The following is a 20,243-nucleotide window of genomic DNA, read 5'->3' on the forward strand; positions in this document are numbered from 1 at the left end:
TTTGATTTTTTAAGGATAGAAAAGGTGAATTAAGTTAAATGTTTATCGTATCCGTGAGTTGTCTGCTATTCGATTAATTTTTAATAATTCAATCGGTTATTTTTTTATTTTCTTGATCGGGATAAAAAAATAAAAAAATAATGCGCTAATAATTTGATACTTAGAAAATTCTTCTTACTTTTGCAGTCCCTTATTGGGAGAAATACGTCTTGAGCGAAGCCCTACTGCTTCGATGGACTTTTAATTAATTAATTTACAACATGTCAGGTATTATTGGAAAAAAAGTAGGAATGACAAGCCTGTTTGATGCAGAGGGAAAAAACATTCCTTGTACTGTTATTCAAGCTGGTCCGTGCGTGGTTACGCAGATACGTACGGAAGAGAAAGATGGCTACGCTGCTGTTCAACTTGGCTTCGATGAAGCAAGAGAAAAGAACACAACGAATTCTTTAAAAGGGCACTTTGCAAAAGCAAATACAACGCCTAAGCGTAAGCTGGTAGAGTTTAAAACTTTTCCAGATGCAAAACAACTTGGTGACGTAGTTGACGTTACACTTTTTGAAGAGGGGGAGTATGTTGACGTAGTCGGTACTTCTAAAGGTAAAGGTTTTCAAGGTGTAATGAAACGTCATGGATTTGGTGGTGTAGGTGGTGCGACTCACGGTCAGCACAACAGACTACGTGCTCCAGGTTCAATTGGTGCGGCTTCTTGGCCTTCACGTGTATTTAAAGGTATGCGTATGGCGGGTCGTATGGGTGGTGACAGAATTAAAGTTCAGAACTTACAAGTTTTGAAAGTTTATGCTGATCAAAACCTAATCGTTGTTAGTGGTTCCATCCCAGGAGCTAAAGGTTCTTATGTAGTTGTAGACAAATAGGAAATGGAAGTTAAAGTTTTAAATTTATCAGGTAAAGAAACAGGTGCCAAGGTGCAACTTCCTGAGTCGGTATTTGGGTTAGAGCCTAACGATCATGCGATCTATTTGGACGTGAAGCAATACTTAGCGAATCAACGCCAAGGAACTCACAAATCTAAACAACGTAATGAAATCGCGGGATCAACTCGTAAATTACACAAACAAAAAGGTACAGGTGGTGCTCGTGCGGGTTCTATCAAATCTCCATTGTTTAATGGTGGTGGTCGTGTATTCGGTCCTCAACCTCGTGACTATTCTTTCAAATTGAATAAAAAATTGAAACAATTGGCACGTAAATCAGCGTTAAGCTACAAAGCTGTTGACAACAATGTTTTAGTATTAGATGAAGTTAAATTTGACTCAATCGGAACTAAAAATTATGTTGCTTTAGTAAATGCTTTAAATGTAGCGAATGAGAAAACTTTATTGGTTTTACAAGCGCAAGATAACAACGTTTATTTATCAAGCAGAAACTTGAAGAAAGCAAAAGTAATTACGGTAGATCAATTGAATACATATGATGTATTGAATGCTACTAAATTATTGTTCACTACAGGTTCTCTTAAAACTTTGGAGGAGGCATTAGCTAAGTAATATGGACATTATTAAAAAACCTATCTTAACTGAGAAAGCTTCATTTTTAACGGAAAAATTAAACCGTTATGCTTTCAAAGTAGATCACAGAGCTAACAAAATTCAGATCAAAACAGCAGTTGAAGCTATGTTTGGTGTTACTGTTCTTGCGGTTAATACTGCAGTAGTAGCAGGTAAAGCAAAAAGCCGTTACACAAAAGCAGGTTTTGTTTCTGGTAGAGCTCCTAAGTATAAAAAAGCTGTCATTACAATTAAAGATGGCGAAACTATTGACTTTTACAGTACTATATAATTAGAGATGGCAGTTAAAAGATTCAAACCGGTAACCCCTGGTACTCGTTTCAGAGTAGGCGCTGACTATTCTGACGTAACAACTAATGTTCCTGAAAAATCATTAGTAGTTGGAAGCAACAAAAGATCGGGCGGTCGTAATAAATCCGGTAAAATGACTATGCGTTATATCGGTGGGGGACACAAGAAAGTATACCGATTAATAGATTTCAAACGCGATAAAAAAGATATCCCTGCAACAGTAGCTACAATTGAATACGATCCAAACCGTACAGCACGTATTGCATTATTGCATTATGCTGATGGTGAGAAACGTTATATCATCGCTCCAGCTGGTTTAAAAGTTGGAATGACTGTAGTAGCAGGAGAAAAAGTTGCCCCAGAAGTAGGTAATACAATCCCATTAGCAAACATTCCATTGGGTTCTATCATCCATAACATTGAATTGAATCCTGGTCAAGGTGGTTCAATCGCTCGTTCGGCTGGTACATATGCTCAATTGTCTGCTCGTGATGGTAAATATGCTATTATCAAATTACCTTCAAGTGAGACACGTATGATCTTATTGACTTGCGTAGCTACAATTGGTTCAGTATCTAACCATGATAGAAGAATCGAAGTGTTAGGTAAGGCTGGTCGTAACCGTTGGTTAGGACGTCGTCCAAGAGTTCGTGGTGTAGCTATGAACCCTGTCGATCACCCTATGGGTGGTGGTGAGGGTCGTACCTCAGGAGGTCAGCCTCGTTCACGCACAGGTGTTTTAGCTAAAGGCTTCAAAACACGCGACAAGAAGAAAACATCGAATCGTTACATCATTGAGAGAAGGAAAAAATAATGGCTCGTTCAATTAAAAAAGGTCCTTATATCGATCACAACTTAGAAGGAAAAGTTCTTTCTATGAATGAAACTAACAAGAAGTCAGTTATCAAAACATGGTCTCGCAGATCAATGATTTCACCTGATTTTGTTGGTCATACCTTTGCAGTGCACAACGGGAATAAATTTATCCCTGTTTATGTAACGGAAAACATGGTAGGTCACAAATTAGGCGAATTCGCTCCTACGCGTACATTCAGAGGCCACGCAGAAAAGAAAAAATAATAGGTAATGGAAGCAACAAAAAAACTTAAAAAGTCTGTTTTAATAAAACAGCGCAAAGAGCAAGAGAAAGCTCAAATAGGAGGAGCTTCTACTGCCAAATTATTAAATTGCCCTACTTCACCTCGTAAGATGCGTTTAGTAGTGGACTTAATTCGTGGCGAGAAAGTAGAGAATGCTTTATATATTTTAAAGCATACAAGCAAAGAAGCAGCAATCCGTGTAGAAAAATTATTATTATCTGCAATTAAAAACTGGGAAGCTAAAAACGAAGGTAAATCAGTTGAAGATAGTCAATTATACGTTAAAGAAGTCGAAGTAGCAGGTGGTCGTCAATTGAAAAGATTACGTCCAGCTCCACAAGGTCGCGGTTATAGAATTCGTAAGCGTTCAAACCATGTTACTTTGATCGTTGACAGTAAATCTAACGTTGAACAAAACTAATTTATTGAGAAATGGGACAAAAAGCAAATCCAATAGGTAGCAGATTAGGAATCATCAGAGGTTGGGATTCTAATTGGTTCGGAGGAAAAAACTATGCCGATAAATTAGTAGAAGACGAGAAGATTAGAAAATATCTTTCTGTTCGTATAGCAAAAGGTGGTGTAGCAAAAGTTGTTATTGAAAGAACTTTAAAACGTATCACAGTTACTATCCATACAGCAAGACCTGGTATCGTTATCGGTAAAGGTGGTCAGGAAGTTGATAAGATCAAAGAAGAGTTAAAGAAAATCACTAAAAAAGATGTTCAAATTAACATTTTTGAGATTAAACGTCCTGAGTTAGATGCTAAATTAGTAGCTGAGGGTGTCGCTAAACAATTAGAGGCGCGTATTTCATTCCGTCGTGCAATGAAAACTTCTATTGCATCGACAATGCGTATGGGTGCTGAAGGTATCAAAATTATGTGTTCTGGTCGTTTGGGTGGTGCTGAAATGGCACGCTCTGAGCAGTACAAAGAAGGAAGAACTCCTTTACATACATTGCGTGCTGATATCGACTATGCATTAGCTGAGGCACTTACTACTTACGGTAAAATCGGTATCAAAGTTTGGATCTGTAAAGGTGAGGTTTACGGTAAACGTGACTTATCTCCAAACATTGGTCAAGCTTCTGGTGTGAAAACACGTGGTGGAAACGAAGGCGGTGCTGATCGTCGTGACAACCGTAAAGGTGGTCGTGGTGGTGACCGTCGTGGTGGAAACAACAATCGTGGTGGCAACAACCGTGGTGCAAAAAGAGATTAATTAATAATAAGATTTAAAAATATCCCGTCGCTGACGGGATTAAAATAAATAACGAACATGTTACAGCCAAAAAGAACAAAGTTCAGAAAGATGCAGAAAGGACGTATGAAAGGTAACGCTTCTCGTGGAGCAGAGTTAGCTTTTGGTTCTTTCGGTATCAAGTCAATGGAGGAAGCATGGATCACAAGCCGTCAAATCGAGGCAGCTCGTATTGCAGTGACACGTTACATGAAACGTGAAGGTCAAGTTTGGATCCGTATTTTCCCTGATAAACCCGTTACTAAAAAACCTGCAGAGGTTCGTATGGGTAAAGGTAAGGGAGCTCCAGAATACTGGGTTGCCGTAGTACGCCCAGGCCGTATGTTATTTGAAGCAGAAGGTGTATCTTTAGAAATTGCTAAAGAAGCATTACGTCTTGCAGCTCAAAAGCTTCCGGTTCAAACTAAGTTTGTTATACGTAGAGATTACGTAGAAGCATAAATCGTTGGTAATGTCATTATTTAAGCCTTAGGACCGTTACTCCTAAGGCTATATATAAACTAATGATAACCCAATATAACAACTGAAATAAAATGAAAAATTCAGAAATTTTAGAATTATCAACAGAGGATCTAGCTGCTCGTTTAGTAGAAGAGAAAGCTGCCCTTAGCAAATTGAAATTTGCACATGCTGTTTCTGCAATTGAGAACCCTAATGTAATCAAAACAGCTCGTAGAGATATCGCTCGTTTAAGTACTGAATTGAGTGCTCGTAAAGCTGCAGCTAAGAAAGAAACAGCCTCTGAGGCATAAATTGAAGTCGAAATGGAAAGACAATTAAGAAAAACAAGAATCGGCTTAGTAGTTAGCAATAAGATGGAGAAATCTATCGTAGTAAAGGTTGAGCGTAAAGTGAAACACCCTATCTACGGTAAATTCGTTAAAAAAACTACTAAATTTACAGCTCATGACGAAACTAATACCTGTGGTATCGGCGATACGGTATTAATTATGGAAACTCGTCCGCTGAGTAAGACTAAGAATTGGAGATTAGTAGAAATATTAGAAAGAGCTAAATAACATGGTACAACAGGAATCAAGACTAAATGTTGCTGATAACAGCGGAGCTAAAGAAGTTTTAGTAATCCGTGTGTTAGGTGGCACAGGTAAGCGTTATGCTTCGATAGGTGATAAAATTGTTGTTACCATCAAAAGCGCTTTACCTTCAGGAAACGTAAAAAAAGGTACTGTTTCTAAAGCTGTAGTTGTTAGAACTAAGAAAGAAATTCGTCGTAAAGATGGTTCTTATATTCGTTTTGATGACAACGCTGCAGTATTATTAAATAATAATGATGAACCACGTGGTACACGTATCTTTGGCCCAGTTGCTAGAGAGTTACGTGAGAAACAGTTCATGAAAATTGTATCACTAGCACCGGAGGTTTTATAATTATGGCATACAAAAAAACAACAACAACTACACACAAAATCAAAATCAAAAAAGGTGATTTAGTGAAAGTTATCGCTGGTAACTCTAAAGGTGTTCAAGGAAAAGTATTGCAAGTTTTAGTGGATGCTAATAGAGCTGTTGTAGAAGGCGCTAATATCATCAAAAAACACACTAAACCAAGTGCGGCTAATCCTAATGGTGGTATTATTGAAAAAGAAGCAGCTATCCATATTTCTAACTTAGCTTTAATCGATCCTAAAACAGGAGCTCCTACTCGCGTAGGTCGTAAAGTTAACGAAGATGGTAAAATTGTTCGTGTAGCAAAAAAATCAGGGGAGGAAATTAAATAATGACTTACGTACCAAGATTAAAAGTGAAATATGCGGAGGAAATCCGTACTGCACTTAAAGAAAAATTCCAGTATAAAAGTGTTATGCAGGTTCCTAAACTTGAGAAAATCGTTGTTTCACAAGGTGTAGGTGCTGCCACTTCAGATAAAAAATTAATTGATAACGCTATTGCAGAGTTAACATTAATTACTGGTCAACAAGCTGTTGCAACTAAATCGAAAAAAGATATCTCAAACTTCAAATTACGTAAAGGTATGCCTGTTGGTGCGCGTGTTACTTTGCGTGATAACAACATGTATGAGTTCTTAGATCGTTTAATCGCTGTATCACTTCCACGTATTCGTGACTTCCGTGGTATCAACGATAAAGGTTTCGACGGTAGAGGTAACTACAACTTAGGAATTACTGAGCAAATCATTTTCCCTGAGATCAACATTGATAAAATCAACAAAATTCAAGGTATGGACATTACTTTCGTGACTAGTGCAGGAAATGATGTTGAGGCTTTAGAATTGTTGAAACAATTCGGTTTACCATTTAAAAATCAAAACACTAATAACAATGGCTAAGGAAGGATTAAAAGCTCGCGAAGTAAAACGCGCTAAATTAGTAGCTAAATTTGCTGACAAACGTGCTGCGTTAAAAGCTGCTGGTGATTATGCTGCATTAGATAAATTGCCTAAGAATGCTTCTCCAGTTCGTTTACACAACCGTTGTAAATTAACAGGACGTCCTAAAGGATATATGCGTCAATTTGGTATCTCTCGTGTAACATTCCGAGAGATGGCATTAGACGGTAAAATCCCGGGGGTTAAAAAAGCTTCTTGGTAATATCAAAAAAATAAGTAATTTTGCCCCAGCAAATCTTTTTTCAGATTTGCTAGGGTTTTTTACGTTAAAATTTATTAATCGACAAAAGGTCTGCTCCAAAAGTTGGAAAGGAAACCGTTGTCACAACTTTTATATATAATGAATACAGATCCAATAGCGGATTACCTTACACGAGTAAGGAATGCCATTAAGGCCAACCACAGGGTTGTTGAAATTCCTGCATCGAACCTTAAAAAAGAAATTACTAAAGTTCTTTTTGACAAAGGTTACATTGCTAATTACAAATTTGATGAGACTGGAGTTCAAGGCACAATCAAAATTGCTTTGAAATACAATCCAATTAGCAAAATCTCGGCTATTCGTACGTTGACACGTGTGAGTAAACCTGGTTTAAGAAAATATGCAAGTGTTGAGACTATGCCTCGTGTTTTGAACGGCTTGGGTATCGCTGTTTTGTCAACTTCTAAAGGAGTTATGACAGACAAAGAAGCTCGCTTACAAAATGTTGGCGGTGAAGTTTTATGTTACGTTTATTAATCTAGGAAAATCACAAAGAAATGTCAAGAATTGGAAAAGCGCCTATCGCTATGCCTGCTGGTGTAACGGTGACTGTATCTGACAAGAATTTAGTTACAGTAAAGGGCCCTAAAGGTGAATTAACACAACAAGTTGATCGTGACATTACAGTTGCTCAAGAAGATGGAAACATCGTAGTAACTCGTGCTACAGATCAAAAAAGACACAAAGCATTACACGGATTATACCGCTCTTTATTGAGCAACATGGTTGTCGGTGTAACTGAAGGTTACAAAACTACTCAAGAATTAGTCGGTGTAGGTTACCGTGCAACATGCACAGGTAATGTATTAGAGTTAACTTTAGGTTTCTCTCACCAGATTGTATTTATGTTGCCAAAAGAAATTACAGCAACAACAACTGCTGATAAGGGTAAAAACCCTACTATCACTTTGGAATCTATCGACAAACAATTAATCGGTCAAATCGCAGCGAAAATCCGCGGCTTCCGTAAACCAGAGCCATATAAAGGTAAAGGTATTAAGTTTGTAGGTGAAGTATTAAGAAGAAAAGCAGGTAAATCAGCTAAAAAATAATAACCATGGCAGGACATAAAGCATCTCGTAGAGAGAGAATCAAAAAAGGAATCAGAAAACACCTGGCTGGATCAACAGAGCGTCCACGCTTGTCAGTTTTTAGAAGTAATAAAGGTATCTACGCTCAAATCATTGATGATGTTGCTGGAAAGACATTAGTGTCTGCTTCTAGTGCTTCAAAAGATTTTGCTGCTGCAGGCAACAAAGTTGAGCAATCAAAAGCGGTAGGTAAATTAGTTGCAGAAAAAGCAGTTGCAGCTGGAATTAGTAAAGTAGTTTTTGACCGTAATGGGTACTTATACCATGGCCGTATCAAATCTTTGGCTGAAGGTGCTCGCGAAGGCGGTTTAGACTTTTAATCATAGAACGAAATGGCATTAAGCAATATAAAAAGAGTAAAATCAAGCGAGATTGAATTAAAAGATCGCTTAGTAAGTATCCAACGTGTAGCTAAAGTTACTAAAGGTGGTCGTACTTTCAGTTTCTCTGCAATCGTGGTTGTAGGTGATGAAAACGGTATCGTTGGTTTCGGTTTAGGTAAAGCGAAAGAGGTTACTGAAGCAATTACGAAAGGAATTGACGACGCTAAGAAAAACTTAGTTAAAGTTCCTATTATCAAAGGTACTGTACCTCACTCACAATATGGTAAATATTCTGGAGGTTCAGTTTTGATTAAACCAGCAATTGCGGGTACAGGAGTTTTAGCAGGTGGCGCTATGCGTGCAGTATTAGAGTCTGCTGGTATCAAAGACGTATTAGCAAAATCATTAGGTTCATCTAACCCACATAATGTGGTAAAGGCAACTATTGATGCTTTAGCTAACATGCGTGATGCATATACAGTAGCACAGCACCGTGGTGTCGATTTAAACAAAGTATTTAACGGTTAATTATCATGGCAAAAATCAAAATCACCCAGATAAAGAGCGTTATCGACAGAAGCGAGCGCCAAAAGAAAACTATTGAGGCATTAGGTTTGAAAAGAATCAATCACTCAGTAGAAGTTGAAGCTACACCAGCTATTATTGGTATGGTGAGAAAAGTAAATCACTTAGTAGCTATCGAAACTATTTAATATGAGCATATGGAAAGAACAATATAGTTCTTTCCATTACTTTATTATAATCAATTTTTTAATCGTTAGGACCTGTTTAGTGAAAGCGAAGGCCTAACACAATTTAGTTTTAAAATGAACTTAAGTAATTTAAGACCTGCAAAAGGTTCCGTAAAAAGTAGTAAACGTATTGGTCGTGGTACAGGTTCTGGTCGCGGTGGTACTTCTACACGTGGTCATAAAGGTGCTGGTTCTCGTTCAGGTCACTCAACGAAAATCGGTTTCGAAGGTGGTCAAATGCCTTTGCAACGTCGTGTACCTAAATTTGGTTTCAAGAACTTAAACCGTGTTGAGTATAATGGTGTAAACTTAGATGCTTTACAAGAATTGGTAGAGAAACATAACTTGACAACTGTAAACTTAGAGGAATTGGTTGCGCACGGTTTAGTATCTAAGAAAGACAAAGTAAAAATCTTAGGTCGTGGTGAGTTGAAAGCAAAAGTTGAAGTTACAGCGCATGCGTTCTCGGCTACTGCTCAACAAGCTATTGAAGCAGCAGGCGGTTCTATCGTTAAACTTTAATAAATGAAGAAACTAATCACAACCTTAACCAATATTTGGAAAATTGATGATCTACGCACGCGTATCTTGAATACGTTGCTATTTCTTCTAATTTACCGTATTGGATGTCATATTGTATTACCTGGAGTAAATCCCCAAGCTTTGGCCTCTGGTCAAAAAGAAGGTTTACTTGGTCTATTGGATATGTTTGCAGGAGGGTCATTCTCTCGTTCAGCTATCTTTGCGTTAGGGGTAATGCCTTATATTTCGGCATCCATTGTTGTTCAGTTATTGGGCATCGCGGTACCTTATTTCCAAAAAATGCAGAAGGAGGGTGAAAGTGGTCGTACTAAAATGAATCAAATTACGCGCTATCTAACGTTAGCGATTACTTTGCTTCAAGCGTTTGCGTATGTGAGAACTCAGATTGAGCCTTCAGCAAAAACGTTAGCAGATCCAATGTTCACTATTCTTACTGCAATAGTTTTGACAGCGGGTACTTTGTTTGTAATGTGGCTAGGAGAGAAAATTACTGATAAAGGTATTGGTAATGGTATTTCTTTGATCATTATGACGGGTATTATCGCACAATTGCCAAGTGGTATTACCGCGGAGTGGGTGTCACGTATGAGTAAAGGTGGTGGTGGGCCAATTCCATTATTACTTGAATTTTTAGCTTTATTTTTTGTAGTTGTATTTACGATTTTAATCGTACAAGGTGTTCGTAAGATCCCGGTTCAATATGCAAAGAAAATTGTTGGAAATAAACAGGTAGGTGGAGTTAGACAGTATATTCCTCTTAAGGTAAATGCTGCCGGTGTAATGCCAATCATTTTTGCACAAGCTATTATGTTTGTGCCAATGAGTCTAGGTCAGTTTTTCCCTAATCTTCAATCAGATTTTTTAACGTCTTTGAGTAACTATACATCTGTTGCTTATAATGTAACTTTTGCTATTTTGATTATAGCATTTACATTCTTTTATACAGCTATTATGGTTAATCCTCAGCAAATGTCTGATGATATGAAGAAAAATGGAGGATTTGTACCGGGTATTAAACCAGGTCTAGAAACAAGTAACTTTATTGATCGTGTGATTTCAAATATCACATTCCCTGGTGCAATTTTCCTTGCGATCATTGCTATATTACCTGCTATTGCAAGTTTATTCGGTATTAATAATCAATTTGCGCATTTCTATGGAGGTACGTCTTTATTGATTTTGGTAGGTGTTGTGTTGGATACTTTGCAACAAATTGAAAGCCACTTATTAATGCGTCATTATGACGGATTAATGAAAACTGGACGCATTAAAGGAAGAACTCCTGCGGCAGTAGAAGGTGTAGATCAGTCGGCAATTTAAATTCTTTAGATGTCTAAAGTATATTATAAATCAGAGGAAGAAATTGAGCAAGTGCGATTGTCAGCAAATGTGCTTTCGCAATTGCTTGGTGAAGTTGCTCAGGTTATCAAACCTGGCATAACCACTTTATCTCTTGATAAGTTAGCTTACGAGTTTATCCATGATAATGGTGGGACGCCTGCGTTCCTTAATTATCATGGATTTCCATACTCACTATGTATTTCTGTTAACGATCAGATCGTTCATGGATTTCCTAGTGATTATATAATCAAAGATGGAGATCTTGTTTCTGTTGATGGTGGCGTAAATCTTAACGGTTTCATTAGTGATTCGGCCTACACTTTCGGTGTTGGTAATATTACTGAAGAAGCGCAGCTGTTACTTGATGTAACAAAAGAATCTATGTACAAAGGCATAGAGCAAGCTGTGGCTGGAAAACGTGTAGGTGATATCGGTGCAGCTATACAGGAGCATGTTTCTAAATACGGTTTTGGTATTGTACGAGAACTGGTTGGACATGGTGTTGGTCTTCATTTACATGAAAAACCAGAAGTTCCTAACTACGGTAAACGCGGTTCTGGTGCCAAATTAGAGTCGGGCTTAGTTATTTGTATAGAGCCAATGATCAATGCAGGAAAAGCAGGCGTGAGATTTTGGGATGATGGATGGACAGTAAGTACTGTTGATGGTAAACTGTCAGCGCACTTCGAACAAATGGTCGCTATTCGTAAAGGCGAGCCCGATGTGTTGTTGACATTTGAACATGTAGAGAAAGTTTTAGGTGAAAAATAGTTGATTTTCAATTATTTTATATATCTTTGCACTCCTGTTTGCAGGCTATTTAACAAAATAATAATCAAGAATATATGGCTAAACAAGCCTCAATTGAACAAGATGGAATAATTAGAGAGGCACTTTCTAATGCTATGTTTAGGGTAGAATTGGAAAATGGGCATGAAATTATTGCTCATATTTCTGGTAAAATGCGTATGCACTATATCAAAATTCTGCCTGGGGATAAAGTTAAATTAGAAATGTCTCCTTATGATTTGACTAAAGGACGTATCACATACCGTTATAAGTAACGGGTTGATTGTCTGATAGTGCAAGCTTTTGAAAATAATTAAGATCATGAAAGTAAGAGCATCAATAAAAAAACGTAGCGCTGATTGTAAGATCATTCGTCGCAAAGGAAAAGTTTTTGTAATCAACAAAAAGAACCCTAAGTACAAACAACGTCAGGGTTAATTAATTAAAAATAATCGCTAAACATATATGGCAAGGATAGCAGGTATTGACTTACCTAAAAACAAAAGGGGTGTTATCGGCCTTACCTACATTTTTGGTATCGGTCGTACAACAGCGGAGCTTATCTTAGATAAGGCGGGAATCAGTCAGGACATTAAAGTTCAAGATTGGAATGATGAGCAATTGGCAGCAATTCGTACATTAATTTCTGATGAAATTAAAGTTGAAGGTGCATTGCGTTCAGAAATTCAATTAAACATCAAACGTTTAATGGATATTGGATGTTACCGTGGATTACGTCATCGTAAGCATTTACCAGTTCGTGGTCAACGCACTAAAAACAACTCTCGTACTCGTAAGGGTAAACGTAAGACAGTTGCAAACAAGAAAAAGGCTACTAAATAAAAATTAAGAAATGGCTAAAAGTAAAAAAGCTGCAAAAAAACGTATTGTTGTAATTGAGCCTGTTGGTCAAGCACACATCAATGCTACGTTTAATAATATCATTGTTACTTTGACTAATAATCAAGGTCAAACTATTTCTTGGTCAAGCGCTGGGAAAATGGGTTTTAGAGGTTCTAAAAAGAATACACCGTACGCAGCGGGTCAAGCAGCAAATGACTGTGGTAAAGTTGCCTACGATTTAGGTCTACGTAAAGTAGAGGTATTCGTAAAAGGACCTGGTGCTGGACGTGAGTCGGCTATCAGAACATTACAAACTGTTGGAATTGATGTAACTACTATCAAAGATATTACACCACTTCCTCACAACGGTTGTCGTCCTCCAAAACGTAGAAGAGTTTAATTAGGTTAAAGATAAGATTCATTAGCTAAAGGCTAATAGATACTTTAAGAGAAAAAAAATGGCTAGATATACAGGACCTAAGTCCAAAATTGCCCGTAAATTTAGAGAGCCGATTTTCGGCCCAGATAAAGCGTTAGAAAAAAAGAATTATCCTCCTGGACAACATGGAGCATCTAAACGCAGAGGTAAACAATCTGAATATGCTATTCAGTTGTTAGAAAAGCAAAAAGCAAAGTACACTTACGGGGTGTTAGAGCGTCAATTCGCTAATTTGTTTGTTAAAGCTGCCTCAAAACAAGGTATTACAGGGGAGATCTTCTTGAAATTATTAGAAGCTCGTTTAGATAACACGGTTTACCGTTTAGGTATCGCTCCTACTCGTTCTGCTGCTCGTCAGTTAGTATCGCACAAACACATTACTGTTAACGGTGAATTAGTTAACATTCCATCATATAGCTTACGTCCAGGTGATGTAATCGCTGTTCGTGAGCGTTCTCAAACTCTTGAAACAATCACTGATTCAGTTGCTGGTAGAATTATCAACAAATACTCATGGTTGGAGTGGAATGCTAAAGAACTTACAGGTACTTTCTTAAGCTACCCTGAGAGATCTGACATTCCTGAGAACATCAAAGAGAACTTAATCGTAGAGTTATACTCTAAATAATAAATAAAGTAGTAATATGCATAGTCCATCATGGATTATGCATATTCTATTGTATTGCAAGTATTATTACAAAAACTTTAAAAAGAAATAAATGGCAATTTTAGCATTTCAAAGACCGGATAAAGTTATCATGCAAAAATCTACAGATTTTGATGGTACGTTCGAATTTCGTCCATTGGAGCCTGGTTTTGGTGTAACCATTGGTAATGCTTTGCGCCGTATTTTATTGTCCTCATTAGAAGGATATGCAATTACGTCGATAAGGTTTTCAGGCGTTTCGCACGAATTTTCAACTATTAAAGGTGTAGTTGAAGACGTTACTGAGATTATTTTGAATTTGAAACAAGTTCGTTTTCAAAAAACAGGTGATCAAGGTGATAGCGAAAAGATATTTGTAGTAATCAATGGTCAAGAGCAATTCTCAGCTGGTGATATCACAAAATTCTCAAACAACTTTACAGTATTAAACCCTGATTTGGTTATCTGTAACATGGATAACTCGGTTACAATTGAAGTAGAATTGAGCGTAGCTAAAGGTCGTGGTTATGTAAATGCTGATGAGAATAAAGTCGTTGATGGTCCTGTAGGATTAATCGCGATTGATTCGATCTTTACTCCGATTAAGAATGTTAAATTTACCATTGAGAACTACCGTGTAGAACAAAAAACTGACTACGAGAAATTGTTGTTAGATATTTCTACTGATGGTTCTATTCATCCAGAAGAAGCTTTAAAAGAAGCAGCTAAAATCTTAATTCAACACTTTATCTTATTTTCTGATGAGAATATGCTTCTTGAGTCTCAAACTAAGGAAGAAACTAAAGTTGTTGATGAAGAAATTTTACATATGCGTAAAATTTTGAAAATGGAATTAGTTGACTTAGATCTTTCAGTTCGTGCATTGAACTGTTTGAAAGCTGCTGATATTCGTTCATTATCTGAATTAGTTACTTATGACGTAGCAGATATGTTGAAATTCAGAAACTTCGGTAAGAAATCATTAAGCGAAATTCAAGAATTGGTTAAATCGAAAGGTTTATCATTCGGAATGAACTTGTCTAAATATAAATTAGACGAAGATTAATATATTAAAATAAGCGGCTTGTATATAATTCCCTCTGTGTAGAGACGGTATATACATTAAAATTAAATTAAAAATGAGACACGGAAAAAAAGTAAATCACTTAGGCCGTACTGACAGCCATAGAAAGGCAATGTTAGCTAACATGGCAACGTCATTAGTAAAACATAAACGTATCACAACTACTTTAGCAAAAGCTAAAGCTTTACGTAAATATGTTGAGCCTTTGATTACTAAATCTAAAAACGATACGACTCACTCTCGTCGTACTGTTTTCGCTTACTTAAAAGATAAAGAGGCTGTTACTATATTATTCCGTGAAATATCGGAAAAAGTAGCTAATCGTCCAGGTGGTTATACACGTATTATCAAAATGGAAAATCGTTTAGGTGATAACGCTGAAATGGCATTCATCGAATTGGTTGACTATAATGAAATCTACGGTGCTAAAGCTACTACTGAGAAAAAAGCAACTCGTCGTCGTGGTACTTCTAAGAAAAAAACTGAAGGAACTGAAGAAGCTCCAGCAGAAACTGATGCTACTACTACAGAAAAAGAAAACAAAGACTAGTTCTTTAACTTTTTTAGATATAAGGCCTATCATGAAAATGATAGGCTTTTTTATTTTTAACTGATTTTTAGGAAGACTTAGCTATATTTGCAATGCATATCGGACTTATGTTTCTCATTTAATTATTTATTCATTATCAATGGACTTATTTAACGTTTATCCCATTAATCCAATTAATATTGTAAGAGCACAGGGCTCGACGGTGTGGGATGCCGAAGGAAATGCTTACTTGGATTTATATGGTGGTCATGCTGTGATTTCAATTGGTCATACGCATCCACATTATGTTCAACGTGTGACAGAACAATTAAATCGAATTGGATTTTATTCTAATTCTGTCGAGATTCCTATTCAACGTGAACTAGCTCGATTATTAGGTGAGGTTTCAGGGAAAGAGGATTATCATTTGTTTTTATGTAATTCTGGTGCAGAAGCTAATGAAAATGCATTAAAATTGGCATCCTTCTATAATAAGCGAAAAAAGGTTATTGCTTTTTCAAAAGCTTTTCATGGACGTACTTCTTTGGCGGTTGCTTGTACAGATAATCCAAGTATTGTTGCTCCGGTCAATGAAACTGATCATGTTATATTTTTACCTTTTAACGATGAAGAAGCTTTGGTTGAGGCATTCCAATCTTATGGCGATGAAATTTCATCTGTAATTATTGAAGGAATACAAGGTGTCGGGGGTATTCGTGAGGCATCTGTAGCATTTCTTAAGTTAATTCGTTCACTTTGTGATCAATATGGTTCTGTATTTATTGCTGATGCTGTACAGTGTGGTTACGGTCGTTCTGGGCAGTTTTATGCACATGATTATGCTGGTGTTGATGCTGATATATATTCCATGGCAAAGGGAATGGGAAATGGATTTCCTATCGGTGCAATTAGTATAGCTCCCAAATTTGTGGCTACCTACGGTATGTTGGGAACGACATTTGGTGGTAATCATTTGGCTTGTGCCGCTGCAGTTGCTGTTTTGGAAGTTATTAAACAAGAAAATTTAATTCAAAATGCTGCTCAAGTTGGAGCTTATCTCATAAGCGAATTGAATAAGTTTGAACAGATCAGCGAAGTCAGAGGACGTGGATTGATGATAGGTATTGATTTGCCTAGTGAATTAGCTCATGTAAGAAAAGATTTATTAGATAGTTATAATATATTCACAGGAGAGGCTAAGCCTTCTGTTATCCGTTTATTACCTGCATTAAATACAACAAAAGAAATGGCTGATCAATTTTTAACAGCGTTTGCTGAAATTTTGAAAGGTTAATTTTGATTAAAATATAGATATGAAAAAGTTTTTTTCTGTTAAGGATGTTGCAAATGTGTCTGACGTAGTGAAAGAAGCGTTGGAGCTAAAAGCTAATCCCAATGAATTAGAATCTTTAGGAAAATATAAAACGCTGGGCTTAGTGTTCTTAAATCCGAGTTTGCGTACGCGTTTGAGTACTCAAAAAGCTGCTATGAATTTAGGAATGAATGTCATGGTCATGAATATGGATAAAGATGGTTGGGCACTAGAAACTCAAGATGGAGTTGTCATGAATGGTGCAACTGTCGAACATATTCGTGAAGCAGCTGCCGTTATGGGAGAGTATTGTGATATTTTGGGTTTACGCTCTTTTCCAAAATTAAAAGATCGAGAAGAAGATTATTCGGAAGATTTATTTAACAAGTTTATTCAATATTGTGGTGTACCCGTCATTTCTTTAGAAAGTGCAACCCGTCATCCTTTACAAAGTCTGACTGATATTATAACCATCACAGAATATAAAAAAACGGAGAAGCCTAAAGTTGTTTTAGCTTGGGCTCCTCATGTAAAAGCTTTACCGCAAGCAGTACCAAATTCATTTTCGGAATGGATGTGTCAAGCTCAATCAGAAGGTTTAGTTGATTTTACAATTGTACATCCTGATGGATATCAATTATCTGAAGAATTTACAAATGGTGCTAAGGTATCGAATAACTTGAATGATAGCCTTCAAGGGGCCGATTTTGTATATGTGAAAAATTGGTCTTCTTACGAAGAATATGGACAGGTATATCCTGTAAAGGAAAATTGGTTAATCGATAACGAAAAATTAGCGTTGACCAATGACGCAAAAATTATGCATTGCCTTCCTGTTAGAAGAGATTTGGAATTGTCATCAGAAGTTCTGGATGGTCCAAATTCTCTAGTCATTAAAGAGGCCAGTAACCGTGTTTGGGCTGCTCAAGTAGTATTAAAGCGTATGCTAGAGAGCTTAAAGAAATAAAAATAAGCTTGTAAATATATTATTTTGGAAGATTTAGAGAGAAAGATGTCAAATAGTAGCCTGAATATTATAAAGATAGGTGGCAATATCATTGATGATGAATTACTTTTAGATTCATTTTTAGAAAAGTTTGCAGCATTACCAGGCAAAAAGATTTTAGTGCATGGTGGTGGTAAAATAGCTACGCGCATGGCGAGTGATCTAGGGATTGAGGCTAAGATGGTCGAGGGACGTAGAATCACAGATGAAGCCATGTTACGTATTGTAACCATGGTTTATGCAGGGTTAACTAATAAAAATATTGTTGCAAAACTTCAAGTTTTAAAATGTGATGCGATAGGCCTGAGTGGAGCTGACGGCGGAACTATTAAAGCCATAAAACGTCCTGTTAGGGATATTGATTATGGTTTTGTTGGTGATATTTTACATGATTCTGTAAATACAGCTTCTATTAAAAAATTCTTAGAAGCGGGATTTGTTCCCGTATTCTCAGCAATCACTCATAATGGTTTAGGCCAGTTATTGAATACGAATGCAGACACAATTGCTTCTGCTTTAGCTGTTGGTCTATCGTCTCTATATGATACGTCTTTAGTTTACTGTTTTGAAAAGAATGGTGTATTAAGAGATGTTACAGATGATCAGTCGGTCATTAATTCAATTCATGCTGATGAGTTTCCAAAATTAAAGGAAGATGGTACAATCCATGATGGTATGGTACCAAAACTGCAAAATGCTTTTGATGCTATACAAAAAGGTGTTAGGAATGTGTATATTGGTCATGCCAATAACTTGCACTTGTTCCAACAAGGGCAATTTGGAACTTGTTTAACCTTAAAATAGAATTTTGAATCATGAAAAGAATCACCATTATCGGAACAGGAAATATTGGTTTGTCACTTGCAAAAGGTTTAGTTAAGAGTAAATTTTGCAAAGCAGAACAAATTACTTTAACAAGACGTAATATTAAAGCATTAAGTCATGAAAGCCAGTTAGGATTTGTCGTCACAGACAATAACGTACAGGCCGTTCAAGATGCTGATATTATTGTTTTTGCAATTTTACCGCAACAGTTACGGAAAGTTCTGGAAGAAATTGCCCCAATAGTGAAGGATTCTGATCAAATTTTTGTGTCTGTTGTTTCAGGAGTGAGCTGTTTGGATATTAAAGAAGTGCTAGGACAAGGTACATCGGTCGTAAGAGCAATGCCTAATACGGCAATTGCTATTGGACAATCAATGACTTGTATTGCTACGGATACTGCAGCAGCTCATATCGTTAAAGAAGTAGAGGTGATGTTTGAGACCGTTGGAGCAGTTGTTGTCATAAATGAAGATTTAATGACTTCGGCGACAGCACTGTGCGCTTGTGGAATTGCTTTTTTCTTAAGAGCTATTCGAGCGGCATCACAAGGAGGTGTAGAAATCGGTTTTCATGCCCATGATGCACTAAAGATGGCGGTTCAAACAGCTAAGGGTGCAGCTGACTTGTTACTTCAAACACAAACGCATCCAGAAAGTGAAATTGATAAGGTAACTTCCCCTAAAGGATGTACTATTGCAGGTTTGAATGAAATGGAGCATCATGGTTTCAGCTCCGCCTTCATAAAAGGGATTAAATTATCTGCTCAAAAGGCTGGAGGTTTATATAATGAATAATCGTGTTCAATTATTTGAAGAGAGTTTAATATTACTGAAATCACTGATTAAAATTTCTTCTTTTAGTAGGGATGAGGGTAAAACAGCCGATTTAATTGCTCAATTTTTTAATAAAAAACAAATTAAGTCGTATCGTAAAGGAAATAATATTTGGGTTTATAATAAAAATTATTCCCCTCTTAAACCTACTATCTTATTAAATTCACATCATGATACAGTAAAACCCAATACTGGTTACACTAGAAATCCGTTTTCGCCCGATGAAGCAGATGGTAAGCTTTTTGGATTAGGGAGTAATGATGCTGGAGGATGTTTGGTTTCTCTAATTGCTGCATTTCTTTATTTTTACGATCGATCTGATCTTCAATATAATTTTTGTTTGGCAGCGACAGCGGAAGAGGAAGTATCTGGAAAAGGAGGGATAGAATCAATAATTTCTGATTTAGGAACTTTGGATTTTGCCATCGTCGGAGAGCCAACTTTAATGGATCTTGCTATTGCCGAAAAGGGTTTAATGGTATTGGACTGTACAGCGCAGGGTATAGCTGGGCATGCAGCAAGAGAAGAAGGTGAAAATGCTCTTTACAAGGCTATTCGAGACATTGAGTGGTTTAAATCTTACCAATTTGAACGAGAATCCAATAAACTGGGTCCGATCAAAATGTCTGTTACGATGATTCATTGTGGAGAACAACATAACGTTGTACCAGCGACTTGCAATTTTGTTGTTGATGTCAGGACAACGGATGCTTATAGTAATGAAGAAACATTGGCAATTATAAAACAGCACGTGTTATCGGATGTTTCAGCGCGATCGACTAGATTGAGTTCTTCTTCAATTCCAGAAGATCATCCTTTTGTTTTATCAGGGATTAGCCTTGGAAAGAAGACTTATGGATCTCCCACTATGAGTGACCAAGCGTTATTACGAATTCCTTCAGTAAAATTGGGGCCAGGTTTTTCCGGGCGTTCCCATATGGCAGATGAATTTATTTTTATAGAAGAAATACGGAATGGTATCGACGATTATATAAGCATGTTAGAAAAAATTATATAAATAAAAAAGCACAAAATATATTTTGTGCTTTTTTATTTATATAAGATTTCATA

At 36.8% G+C, this 20,243-nt stretch carries 34 protein-coding genes; all 34 read left to right on the plus strand.

Features of this window, described 5'->3' with window-relative positions; translation table 11 throughout:
- Positions 1–260 precede the first annotated feature (260 nt).
- Complete coding sequence (rplC, locus tag AC06G9_RS01625) at positions 261–878, plus strand: 50S ribosomal protein L3 (RefSeq protein WP_045753973.1); 618 nt, start codon at positions 261–263, stop codon at positions 876–878.
- 3 nt (positions 879–881) lie between these two features.
- Positions 882–1,511, plus strand: a complete 630-nt coding sequence (gene rplD, locus AC06G9_RS01630; protein ID WP_045753974.1) for a 50S ribosomal protein L4 — start codon at positions 882–884, stop codon at positions 1,509–1,511.
- Between the two features lies 1 nt (position 1,512).
- Positions 1,513–1,803 carry a 50S ribosomal protein L23 gene (rplW, locus tag AC06G9_RS01635; protein ID WP_045753975.1) on the plus strand — a complete coding sequence of 97 codons (291 nt, stop codon included), beginning with the start codon at positions 1,513–1,515 and terminating at the stop codon, positions 1,801–1,803.
- 6 nt (positions 1,804–1,809) lie between these two features.
- Positions 1,810–2,637 carry a 50S ribosomal protein L2 gene (gene rplB / locus AC06G9_RS01640; RefSeq protein WP_021189654.1) on the plus strand — a complete coding sequence of 276 codons (828 nt, stop codon included), beginning with the start codon at positions 1,810–1,812 and terminating at the stop codon, positions 2,635–2,637.
- Positions 2,637–2,903, plus strand: a complete 267-nt coding sequence (gene rpsS / locus AC06G9_RS01645) for a 30S ribosomal protein S19 (protein ID WP_021189653.1) — start codon at positions 2,637–2,639, stop codon at positions 2,901–2,903. Before rplB ends, rpsS begins: the two co-directional genes overlap by 1 nt.
- Positions 2,904–2,909: 6 nt before the next feature.
- Positions 2,910–3,344 carry a 50S ribosomal protein L22 gene (gene rplV / locus AC06G9_RS01650; RefSeq protein WP_045753976.1) on the plus strand — a complete coding sequence of 145 codons (435 nt, stop codon included), beginning with the start codon at positions 2,910–2,912 and terminating at the stop codon, positions 3,342–3,344.
- Positions 3,345–3,355: 11 nt separating this feature from the next.
- Positions 3,356–4,147, plus strand: a complete 792-nt coding sequence (rpsC, locus tag AC06G9_RS01655) for a 30S ribosomal protein S3 (RefSeq protein WP_045753977.1) — start codon at positions 3,356–3,358, stop codon at positions 4,145–4,147.
- 57 nt (positions 4,148–4,204) lie between these two features.
- Positions 4,205–4,627 (plus strand): 50S ribosomal protein L16, encoded by a 423-nt coding sequence (gene rplP / locus AC06G9_RS01660; RefSeq protein WP_045753978.1) that lies wholly within the window; start codon positions 4,205–4,207, stop codon positions 4,625–4,627.
- 92 nt (positions 4,628–4,719) lie between these two features.
- Positions 4,720–4,938: a 50S ribosomal protein L29 gene (rpmC, locus tag AC06G9_RS01665; protein WP_045753979.1), complete on the plus strand. Its 219-nt coding sequence runs from the start codon at positions 4,720–4,722 to the stop codon at positions 4,936–4,938.
- A 12-nt stretch (positions 4,939–4,950) separates the two neighbouring features.
- On the plus strand, positions 4,951–5,205 hold the full coding sequence (gene rpsQ / locus AC06G9_RS01670; RefSeq protein WP_021189648.1) for a 30S ribosomal protein S17: 255 nt from the start codon (positions 4,951–4,953) through the stop codon (positions 5,203–5,205).
- A 1-nt stretch (position 5,206) separates the two neighbouring features.
- Entirely contained in the window at positions 5,207–5,575 is a 369-nt protein-coding gene (gene rplN / locus AC06G9_RS01675; protein ID WP_021189647.1) for a 50S ribosomal protein L14, read from the plus strand.
- Positions 5,576–5,577: 2 nt separating this feature from the next.
- Positions 5,578–5,925, plus strand: a complete 348-nt coding sequence (gene rplX, locus AC06G9_RS01680; RefSeq protein ID WP_045753980.1) for a 50S ribosomal protein L24 — start codon at positions 5,578–5,580, stop codon at positions 5,923–5,925.
- Entirely contained in the window at positions 5,925–6,494 is a 570-nt protein-coding gene (gene rplE, locus AC06G9_RS01685) for a 50S ribosomal protein L5 (RefSeq protein WP_045753981.1), read from the plus strand. The genes rplX and rplE overlap by 1 nt, the downstream gene beginning before the upstream one ends.
- Entirely contained in the window at positions 6,487–6,756 is a 270-nt protein-coding gene (gene rpsN / locus AC06G9_RS01690) for a 30S ribosomal protein S14 (protein WP_021190937.1), read from the plus strand. The genes rplE and rpsN overlap by 8 nt, the downstream gene beginning before the upstream one ends.
- 138 nt (positions 6,757–6,894) lie before the next feature.
- Positions 6,895–7,293: a 30S ribosomal protein S8 gene (gene rpsH / locus AC06G9_RS01695; protein ID WP_045753982.1), complete on the plus strand. Its 399-nt coding sequence runs from the start codon at positions 6,895–6,897 to the stop codon at positions 7,291–7,293.
- Between the two features lie 20 nt (positions 7,294–7,313).
- Positions 7,314–7,868 carry a 50S ribosomal protein L6 gene (gene rplF / locus AC06G9_RS01700; RefSeq protein ID WP_045753983.1) on the plus strand — a complete coding sequence of 185 codons (555 nt, stop codon included), beginning with the start codon at positions 7,314–7,316 and terminating at the stop codon, positions 7,866–7,868.
- 5 nt (positions 7,869–7,873) lie between these two features.
- Positions 7,874–8,227: a 50S ribosomal protein L18 gene (gene rplR / locus AC06G9_RS01705; protein WP_045753984.1), complete on the plus strand. Its 354-nt coding sequence runs from the start codon at positions 7,874–7,876 to the stop codon at positions 8,225–8,227.
- Between the two features lie 12 nt (positions 8,228–8,239).
- A complete protein-coding gene (gene rpsE / locus AC06G9_RS01710) occupies positions 8,240–8,758 on the plus strand; it encodes a 30S ribosomal protein S5 (protein ID WP_038695504.1) in 519 nt (172 codons plus the stop codon).
- Between the two features lie 5 nt (positions 8,759–8,763).
- On the plus strand, positions 8,764–8,943 hold the full coding sequence (rpmD, locus tag AC06G9_RS01715; RefSeq protein ID WP_045753985.1) for a 50S ribosomal protein L30: 180 nt from the start codon (positions 8,764–8,766) through the stop codon (positions 8,941–8,943).
- 114 nt (positions 8,944–9,057) lie between these two features.
- Positions 9,058–9,504 carry a 50S ribosomal protein L15 gene (gene rplO, locus AC06G9_RS01720; RefSeq protein WP_045753986.1) on the plus strand — a complete coding sequence of 149 codons (447 nt, stop codon included), beginning with the start codon at positions 9,058–9,060 and terminating at the stop codon, positions 9,502–9,504.
- Between the two features lie 3 nt (positions 9,505–9,507).
- Complete coding sequence (secY, locus tag AC06G9_RS01725; RefSeq protein ID WP_045753987.1) at positions 9,508–10,845, plus strand: preprotein translocase subunit SecY; 1,338 nt, start codon at positions 9,508–9,510, stop codon at positions 10,843–10,845.
- 9 nt (positions 10,846–10,854) lie between these two features.
- On the plus strand, positions 10,855–11,637 hold the full coding sequence (gene map, locus AC06G9_RS01730) for a type I methionyl aminopeptidase (protein ID WP_045753988.1): 783 nt from the start codon (positions 10,855–10,857) through the stop codon (positions 11,635–11,637).
- A 74-nt stretch (positions 11,638–11,711) separates the two neighbouring features.
- Positions 11,712–11,930 carry a translation initiation factor IF-1 gene (gene infA, locus AC06G9_RS01735; protein WP_002997456.1) on the plus strand — a complete coding sequence of 73 codons (219 nt, stop codon included), beginning with the start codon at positions 11,712–11,714 and terminating at the stop codon, positions 11,928–11,930.
- Positions 11,931–11,976: 46 nt separating this feature from the next.
- A complete protein-coding gene (gene rpmJ, locus AC06G9_RS01740; RefSeq protein ID WP_038702005.1) occupies positions 11,977–12,093 on the plus strand; it encodes a 50S ribosomal protein L36 in 117 nt (38 codons plus the stop codon).
- A 27-nt stretch (positions 12,094–12,120) separates the two neighbouring features.
- Positions 12,121–12,498 carry a 30S ribosomal protein S13 gene (gene rpsM / locus AC06G9_RS01745; RefSeq protein ID WP_045753989.1) on the plus strand — a complete coding sequence of 126 codons (378 nt, stop codon included), beginning with the start codon at positions 12,121–12,123 and terminating at the stop codon, positions 12,496–12,498.
- Between the two features lie 10 nt (positions 12,499–12,508).
- Positions 12,509–12,898 (plus strand): 30S ribosomal protein S11, encoded by a 390-nt coding sequence (gene rpsK, locus AC06G9_RS01750; protein ID WP_045753990.1) that lies wholly within the window; start codon positions 12,509–12,511, stop codon positions 12,896–12,898.
- 58 nt (positions 12,899–12,956) lie between these two features.
- Positions 12,957–13,565 (plus strand): 30S ribosomal protein S4, encoded by a 609-nt coding sequence (gene rpsD, locus AC06G9_RS01755; RefSeq protein ID WP_045753991.1) that lies wholly within the window; start codon positions 12,957–12,959, stop codon positions 13,563–13,565.
- A 91-nt stretch (positions 13,566–13,656) separates the two neighbouring features.
- Positions 13,657–14,649: a DNA-directed RNA polymerase subunit alpha gene (locus AC06G9_RS01760; protein WP_045753992.1), complete on the plus strand. Its 993-nt coding sequence runs from the start codon at positions 13,657–13,659 to the stop codon at positions 14,647–14,649.
- 73 nt (positions 14,650–14,722) lie between these two features.
- On the plus strand, positions 14,723–15,217 hold the full coding sequence (rplQ, locus tag AC06G9_RS01765; RefSeq protein WP_480957435.1) for a 50S ribosomal protein L17: 495 nt from the start codon (positions 14,723–14,725) through the stop codon (positions 15,215–15,217).
- 139 nt (positions 15,218–15,356) lie between these two features.
- A complete protein-coding gene (locus AC06G9_RS01770; RefSeq protein ID WP_293928405.1) occupies positions 15,357–16,490 on the plus strand; it encodes an aspartate aminotransferase family protein in 1,134 nt (377 codons plus the stop codon).
- Positions 16,491–16,509: 19 nt separating this feature from the next.
- A complete protein-coding gene (locus AC06G9_RS01775; RefSeq protein WP_260947310.1) occupies positions 16,510–17,475 on the plus strand; it encodes a Rossmann-fold NAD(P)-binding domain-containing protein in 966 nt (321 codons plus the stop codon).
- Between the two features lie 45 nt (positions 17,476–17,520).
- On the plus strand, positions 17,521–18,318 hold the full coding sequence (gene argB / locus AC06G9_RS01780) for an acetylglutamate kinase (protein WP_045754640.1): 798 nt from the start codon (positions 17,521–17,523) through the stop codon (positions 18,316–18,318).
- 11 nt (positions 18,319–18,329) lie between these two features.
- On the plus strand, positions 18,330–19,133 hold the full coding sequence (proC, locus tag AC06G9_RS01785) for a pyrroline-5-carboxylate reductase (protein ID WP_281047643.1): 804 nt from the start codon (positions 18,330–18,332) through the stop codon (positions 19,131–19,133).
- Entirely contained in the window at positions 19,126–20,190 is a 1,065-nt protein-coding gene (locus AC06G9_RS01790) for a M20 family metallo-hydrolase (RefSeq protein ID WP_480957436.1), read from the plus strand. The genes proC and AC06G9_RS01790 overlap by 8 nt, the downstream gene beginning before the upstream one ends.
- Positions 20,191–20,243: the final 53 nt, after the last annotated feature.

The organism is Sphingobacterium sp. MAE, from assembly GCF_056711605.1.

Excerpts from the sequence above, each read along its gene's own strand:
- rplQ (WP_480957435.1), top strand. The coding sequence starts at position 14,723 with ATGAGACACGGAAAAAAAGTAAATCACTTAGGCCGTACTGACAGCCAT.
- rpsN (WP_021190937.1), top strand. The coding sequence starts at position 6,487 with ATGGCTAAGGAAGGATTAAAAGCTCGCGAAGTAAAACGCGCTAAATTA.
- rplX (WP_045753980.1), top strand. The coding sequence starts at position 5,578 with ATGGCATACAAAAAAACAACAACAACTACACACAAAATCAAAATCAAA.
- rplB (WP_021189654.1), top strand. The coding sequence starts at position 1,810 with ATGGCAGTTAAAAGATTCAAACCGGTAACCCCTGGTACTCGTTTCAGA.
- argB (WP_045754640.1), top strand. The coding sequence starts at position 17,521 with ATGTCAAATAGTAGCCTGAATATTATAAAGATAGGTGGCAATATCATT.
- rplD (WP_045753974.1), top strand. The coding sequence starts at position 882 with ATGGAAGTTAAAGTTTTAAATTTATCAGGTAAAGAAACAGGTGCCAAG.
- AC06G9_RS01760 (WP_045753992.1), top strand. The coding sequence starts at position 13,657 with ATGGCAATTTTAGCATTTCAAAGACCGGATAAAGTTATCATGCAAAAA.
- rplW (WP_045753975.1), top strand. The coding sequence starts at position 1,513 with ATGGACATTATTAAAAAACCTATCTTAACTGAGAAAGCTTCATTTTTA.
- rpmD (WP_045753985.1), top strand. The coding sequence starts at position 8,764 with ATGGCAAAAATCAAAATCACCCAGATAAAGAGCGTTATCGACAGAAGC.
- infA (WP_002997456.1), top strand. The coding sequence starts at position 11,712 with ATGGCTAAACAAGCCTCAATTGAACAAGATGGAATAATTAGAGAGGCA.
- rplV (WP_045753976.1), top strand. The coding sequence starts at position 2,910 with ATGGAAGCAACAAAAAAACTTAAAAAGTCTGTTTTAATAAAACAGCGC.
- rpsE (WP_038695504.1), top strand. The coding sequence starts at position 8,240 with ATGGCATTAAGCAATATAAAAAGAGTAAAATCAAGCGAGATTGAATTA.
- AC06G9_RS01790 (WP_480957436.1), top strand. The coding sequence starts at position 19,126 with ATGAATAATCGTGTTCAATTATTTGAAGAGAGTTTAATATTACTGAAA.
- rplF (WP_045753983.1), top strand. The coding sequence starts at position 7,314 with ATGTCAAGAATTGGAAAAGCGCCTATCGCTATGCCTGCTGGTGTAACG.
- rpsD (WP_045753991.1), top strand. The coding sequence starts at position 12,957 with ATGGCTAGATATACAGGACCTAAGTCCAAAATTGCCCGTAAATTTAGA.
- rplE (WP_045753981.1), top strand. The coding sequence starts at position 5,925 with ATGACTTACGTACCAAGATTAAAAGTGAAATATGCGGAGGAAATCCGT.
- rpsC (WP_045753977.1), top strand. The coding sequence starts at position 3,356 with ATGGGACAAAAAGCAAATCCAATAGGTAGCAGATTAGGAATCATCAGA.
- rpsK (WP_045753990.1), top strand. The coding sequence starts at position 12,509 with ATGGCTAAAAGTAAAAAAGCTGCAAAAAAACGTATTGTTGTAATTGAG.
- map (WP_045753988.1), top strand. The coding sequence starts at position 10,855 with ATGTCTAAAGTATATTATAAATCAGAGGAAGAAATTGAGCAAGTGCGA.
- rplR (WP_045753984.1), top strand. The coding sequence starts at position 7,874 with ATGGCAGGACATAAAGCATCTCGTAGAGAGAGAATCAAAAAAGGAATC.
- rplC (WP_045753973.1), top strand. The coding sequence starts at position 261 with ATGTCAGGTATTATTGGAAAAAAAGTAGGAATGACAAGCCTGTTTGAT.
- rplN (WP_021189647.1), top strand. The coding sequence starts at position 5,207 with ATGGTACAACAGGAATCAAGACTAAATGTTGCTGATAACAGCGGAGCT.
- rpsH (WP_045753982.1), top strand. The coding sequence starts at position 6,895 with ATGAATACAGATCCAATAGCGGATTACCTTACACGAGTAAGGAATGCC.
- rplP (WP_045753978.1), top strand. The coding sequence starts at position 4,205 with ATGTTACAGCCAAAAAGAACAAAGTTCAGAAAGATGCAGAAAGGACGT.
- rpsQ (WP_021189648.1), top strand. The coding sequence starts at position 4,951 with ATGGAAAGACAATTAAGAAAAACAAGAATCGGCTTAGTAGTTAGCAAT.
- proC (WP_281047643.1), top strand. The coding sequence starts at position 18,330 with ATGAAAAGAATCACCATTATCGGAACAGGAAATATTGGTTTGTCACTT.
- rplO (WP_045753986.1), top strand. The coding sequence starts at position 9,058 with ATGAACTTAAGTAATTTAAGACCTGCAAAAGGTTCCGTAAAAAGTAGT.
- rpmJ (WP_038702005.1), top strand. The coding sequence starts at position 11,977 with ATGAAAGTAAGAGCATCAATAAAAAAACGTAGCGCTGATTGTAAGATC.
- rpmC (WP_045753979.1), top strand. The coding sequence starts at position 4,720 with ATGAAAAATTCAGAAATTTTAGAATTATCAACAGAGGATCTAGCTGCT.
- rpsS (WP_021189653.1), top strand. The coding sequence starts at position 2,637 with ATGGCTCGTTCAATTAAAAAAGGTCCTTATATCGATCACAACTTAGAA.
- rpsM (WP_045753989.1), top strand. The coding sequence starts at position 12,121 with ATGGCAAGGATAGCAGGTATTGACTTACCTAAAAACAAAAGGGGTGTT.
- AC06G9_RS01775 (WP_260947310.1), top strand. The coding sequence starts at position 16,510 with ATGAAAAAGTTTTTTTCTGTTAAGGATGTTGCAAATGTGTCTGACGTA.
- secY (WP_045753987.1), top strand. The coding sequence starts at position 9,508 with ATGAAGAAACTAATCACAACCTTAACCAATATTTGGAAAATTGATGAT.
- AC06G9_RS01770 (WP_293928405.1), top strand. The coding sequence starts at position 15,357 with ATGGACTTATTTAACGTTTATCCCATTAATCCAATTAATATTGTAAGA.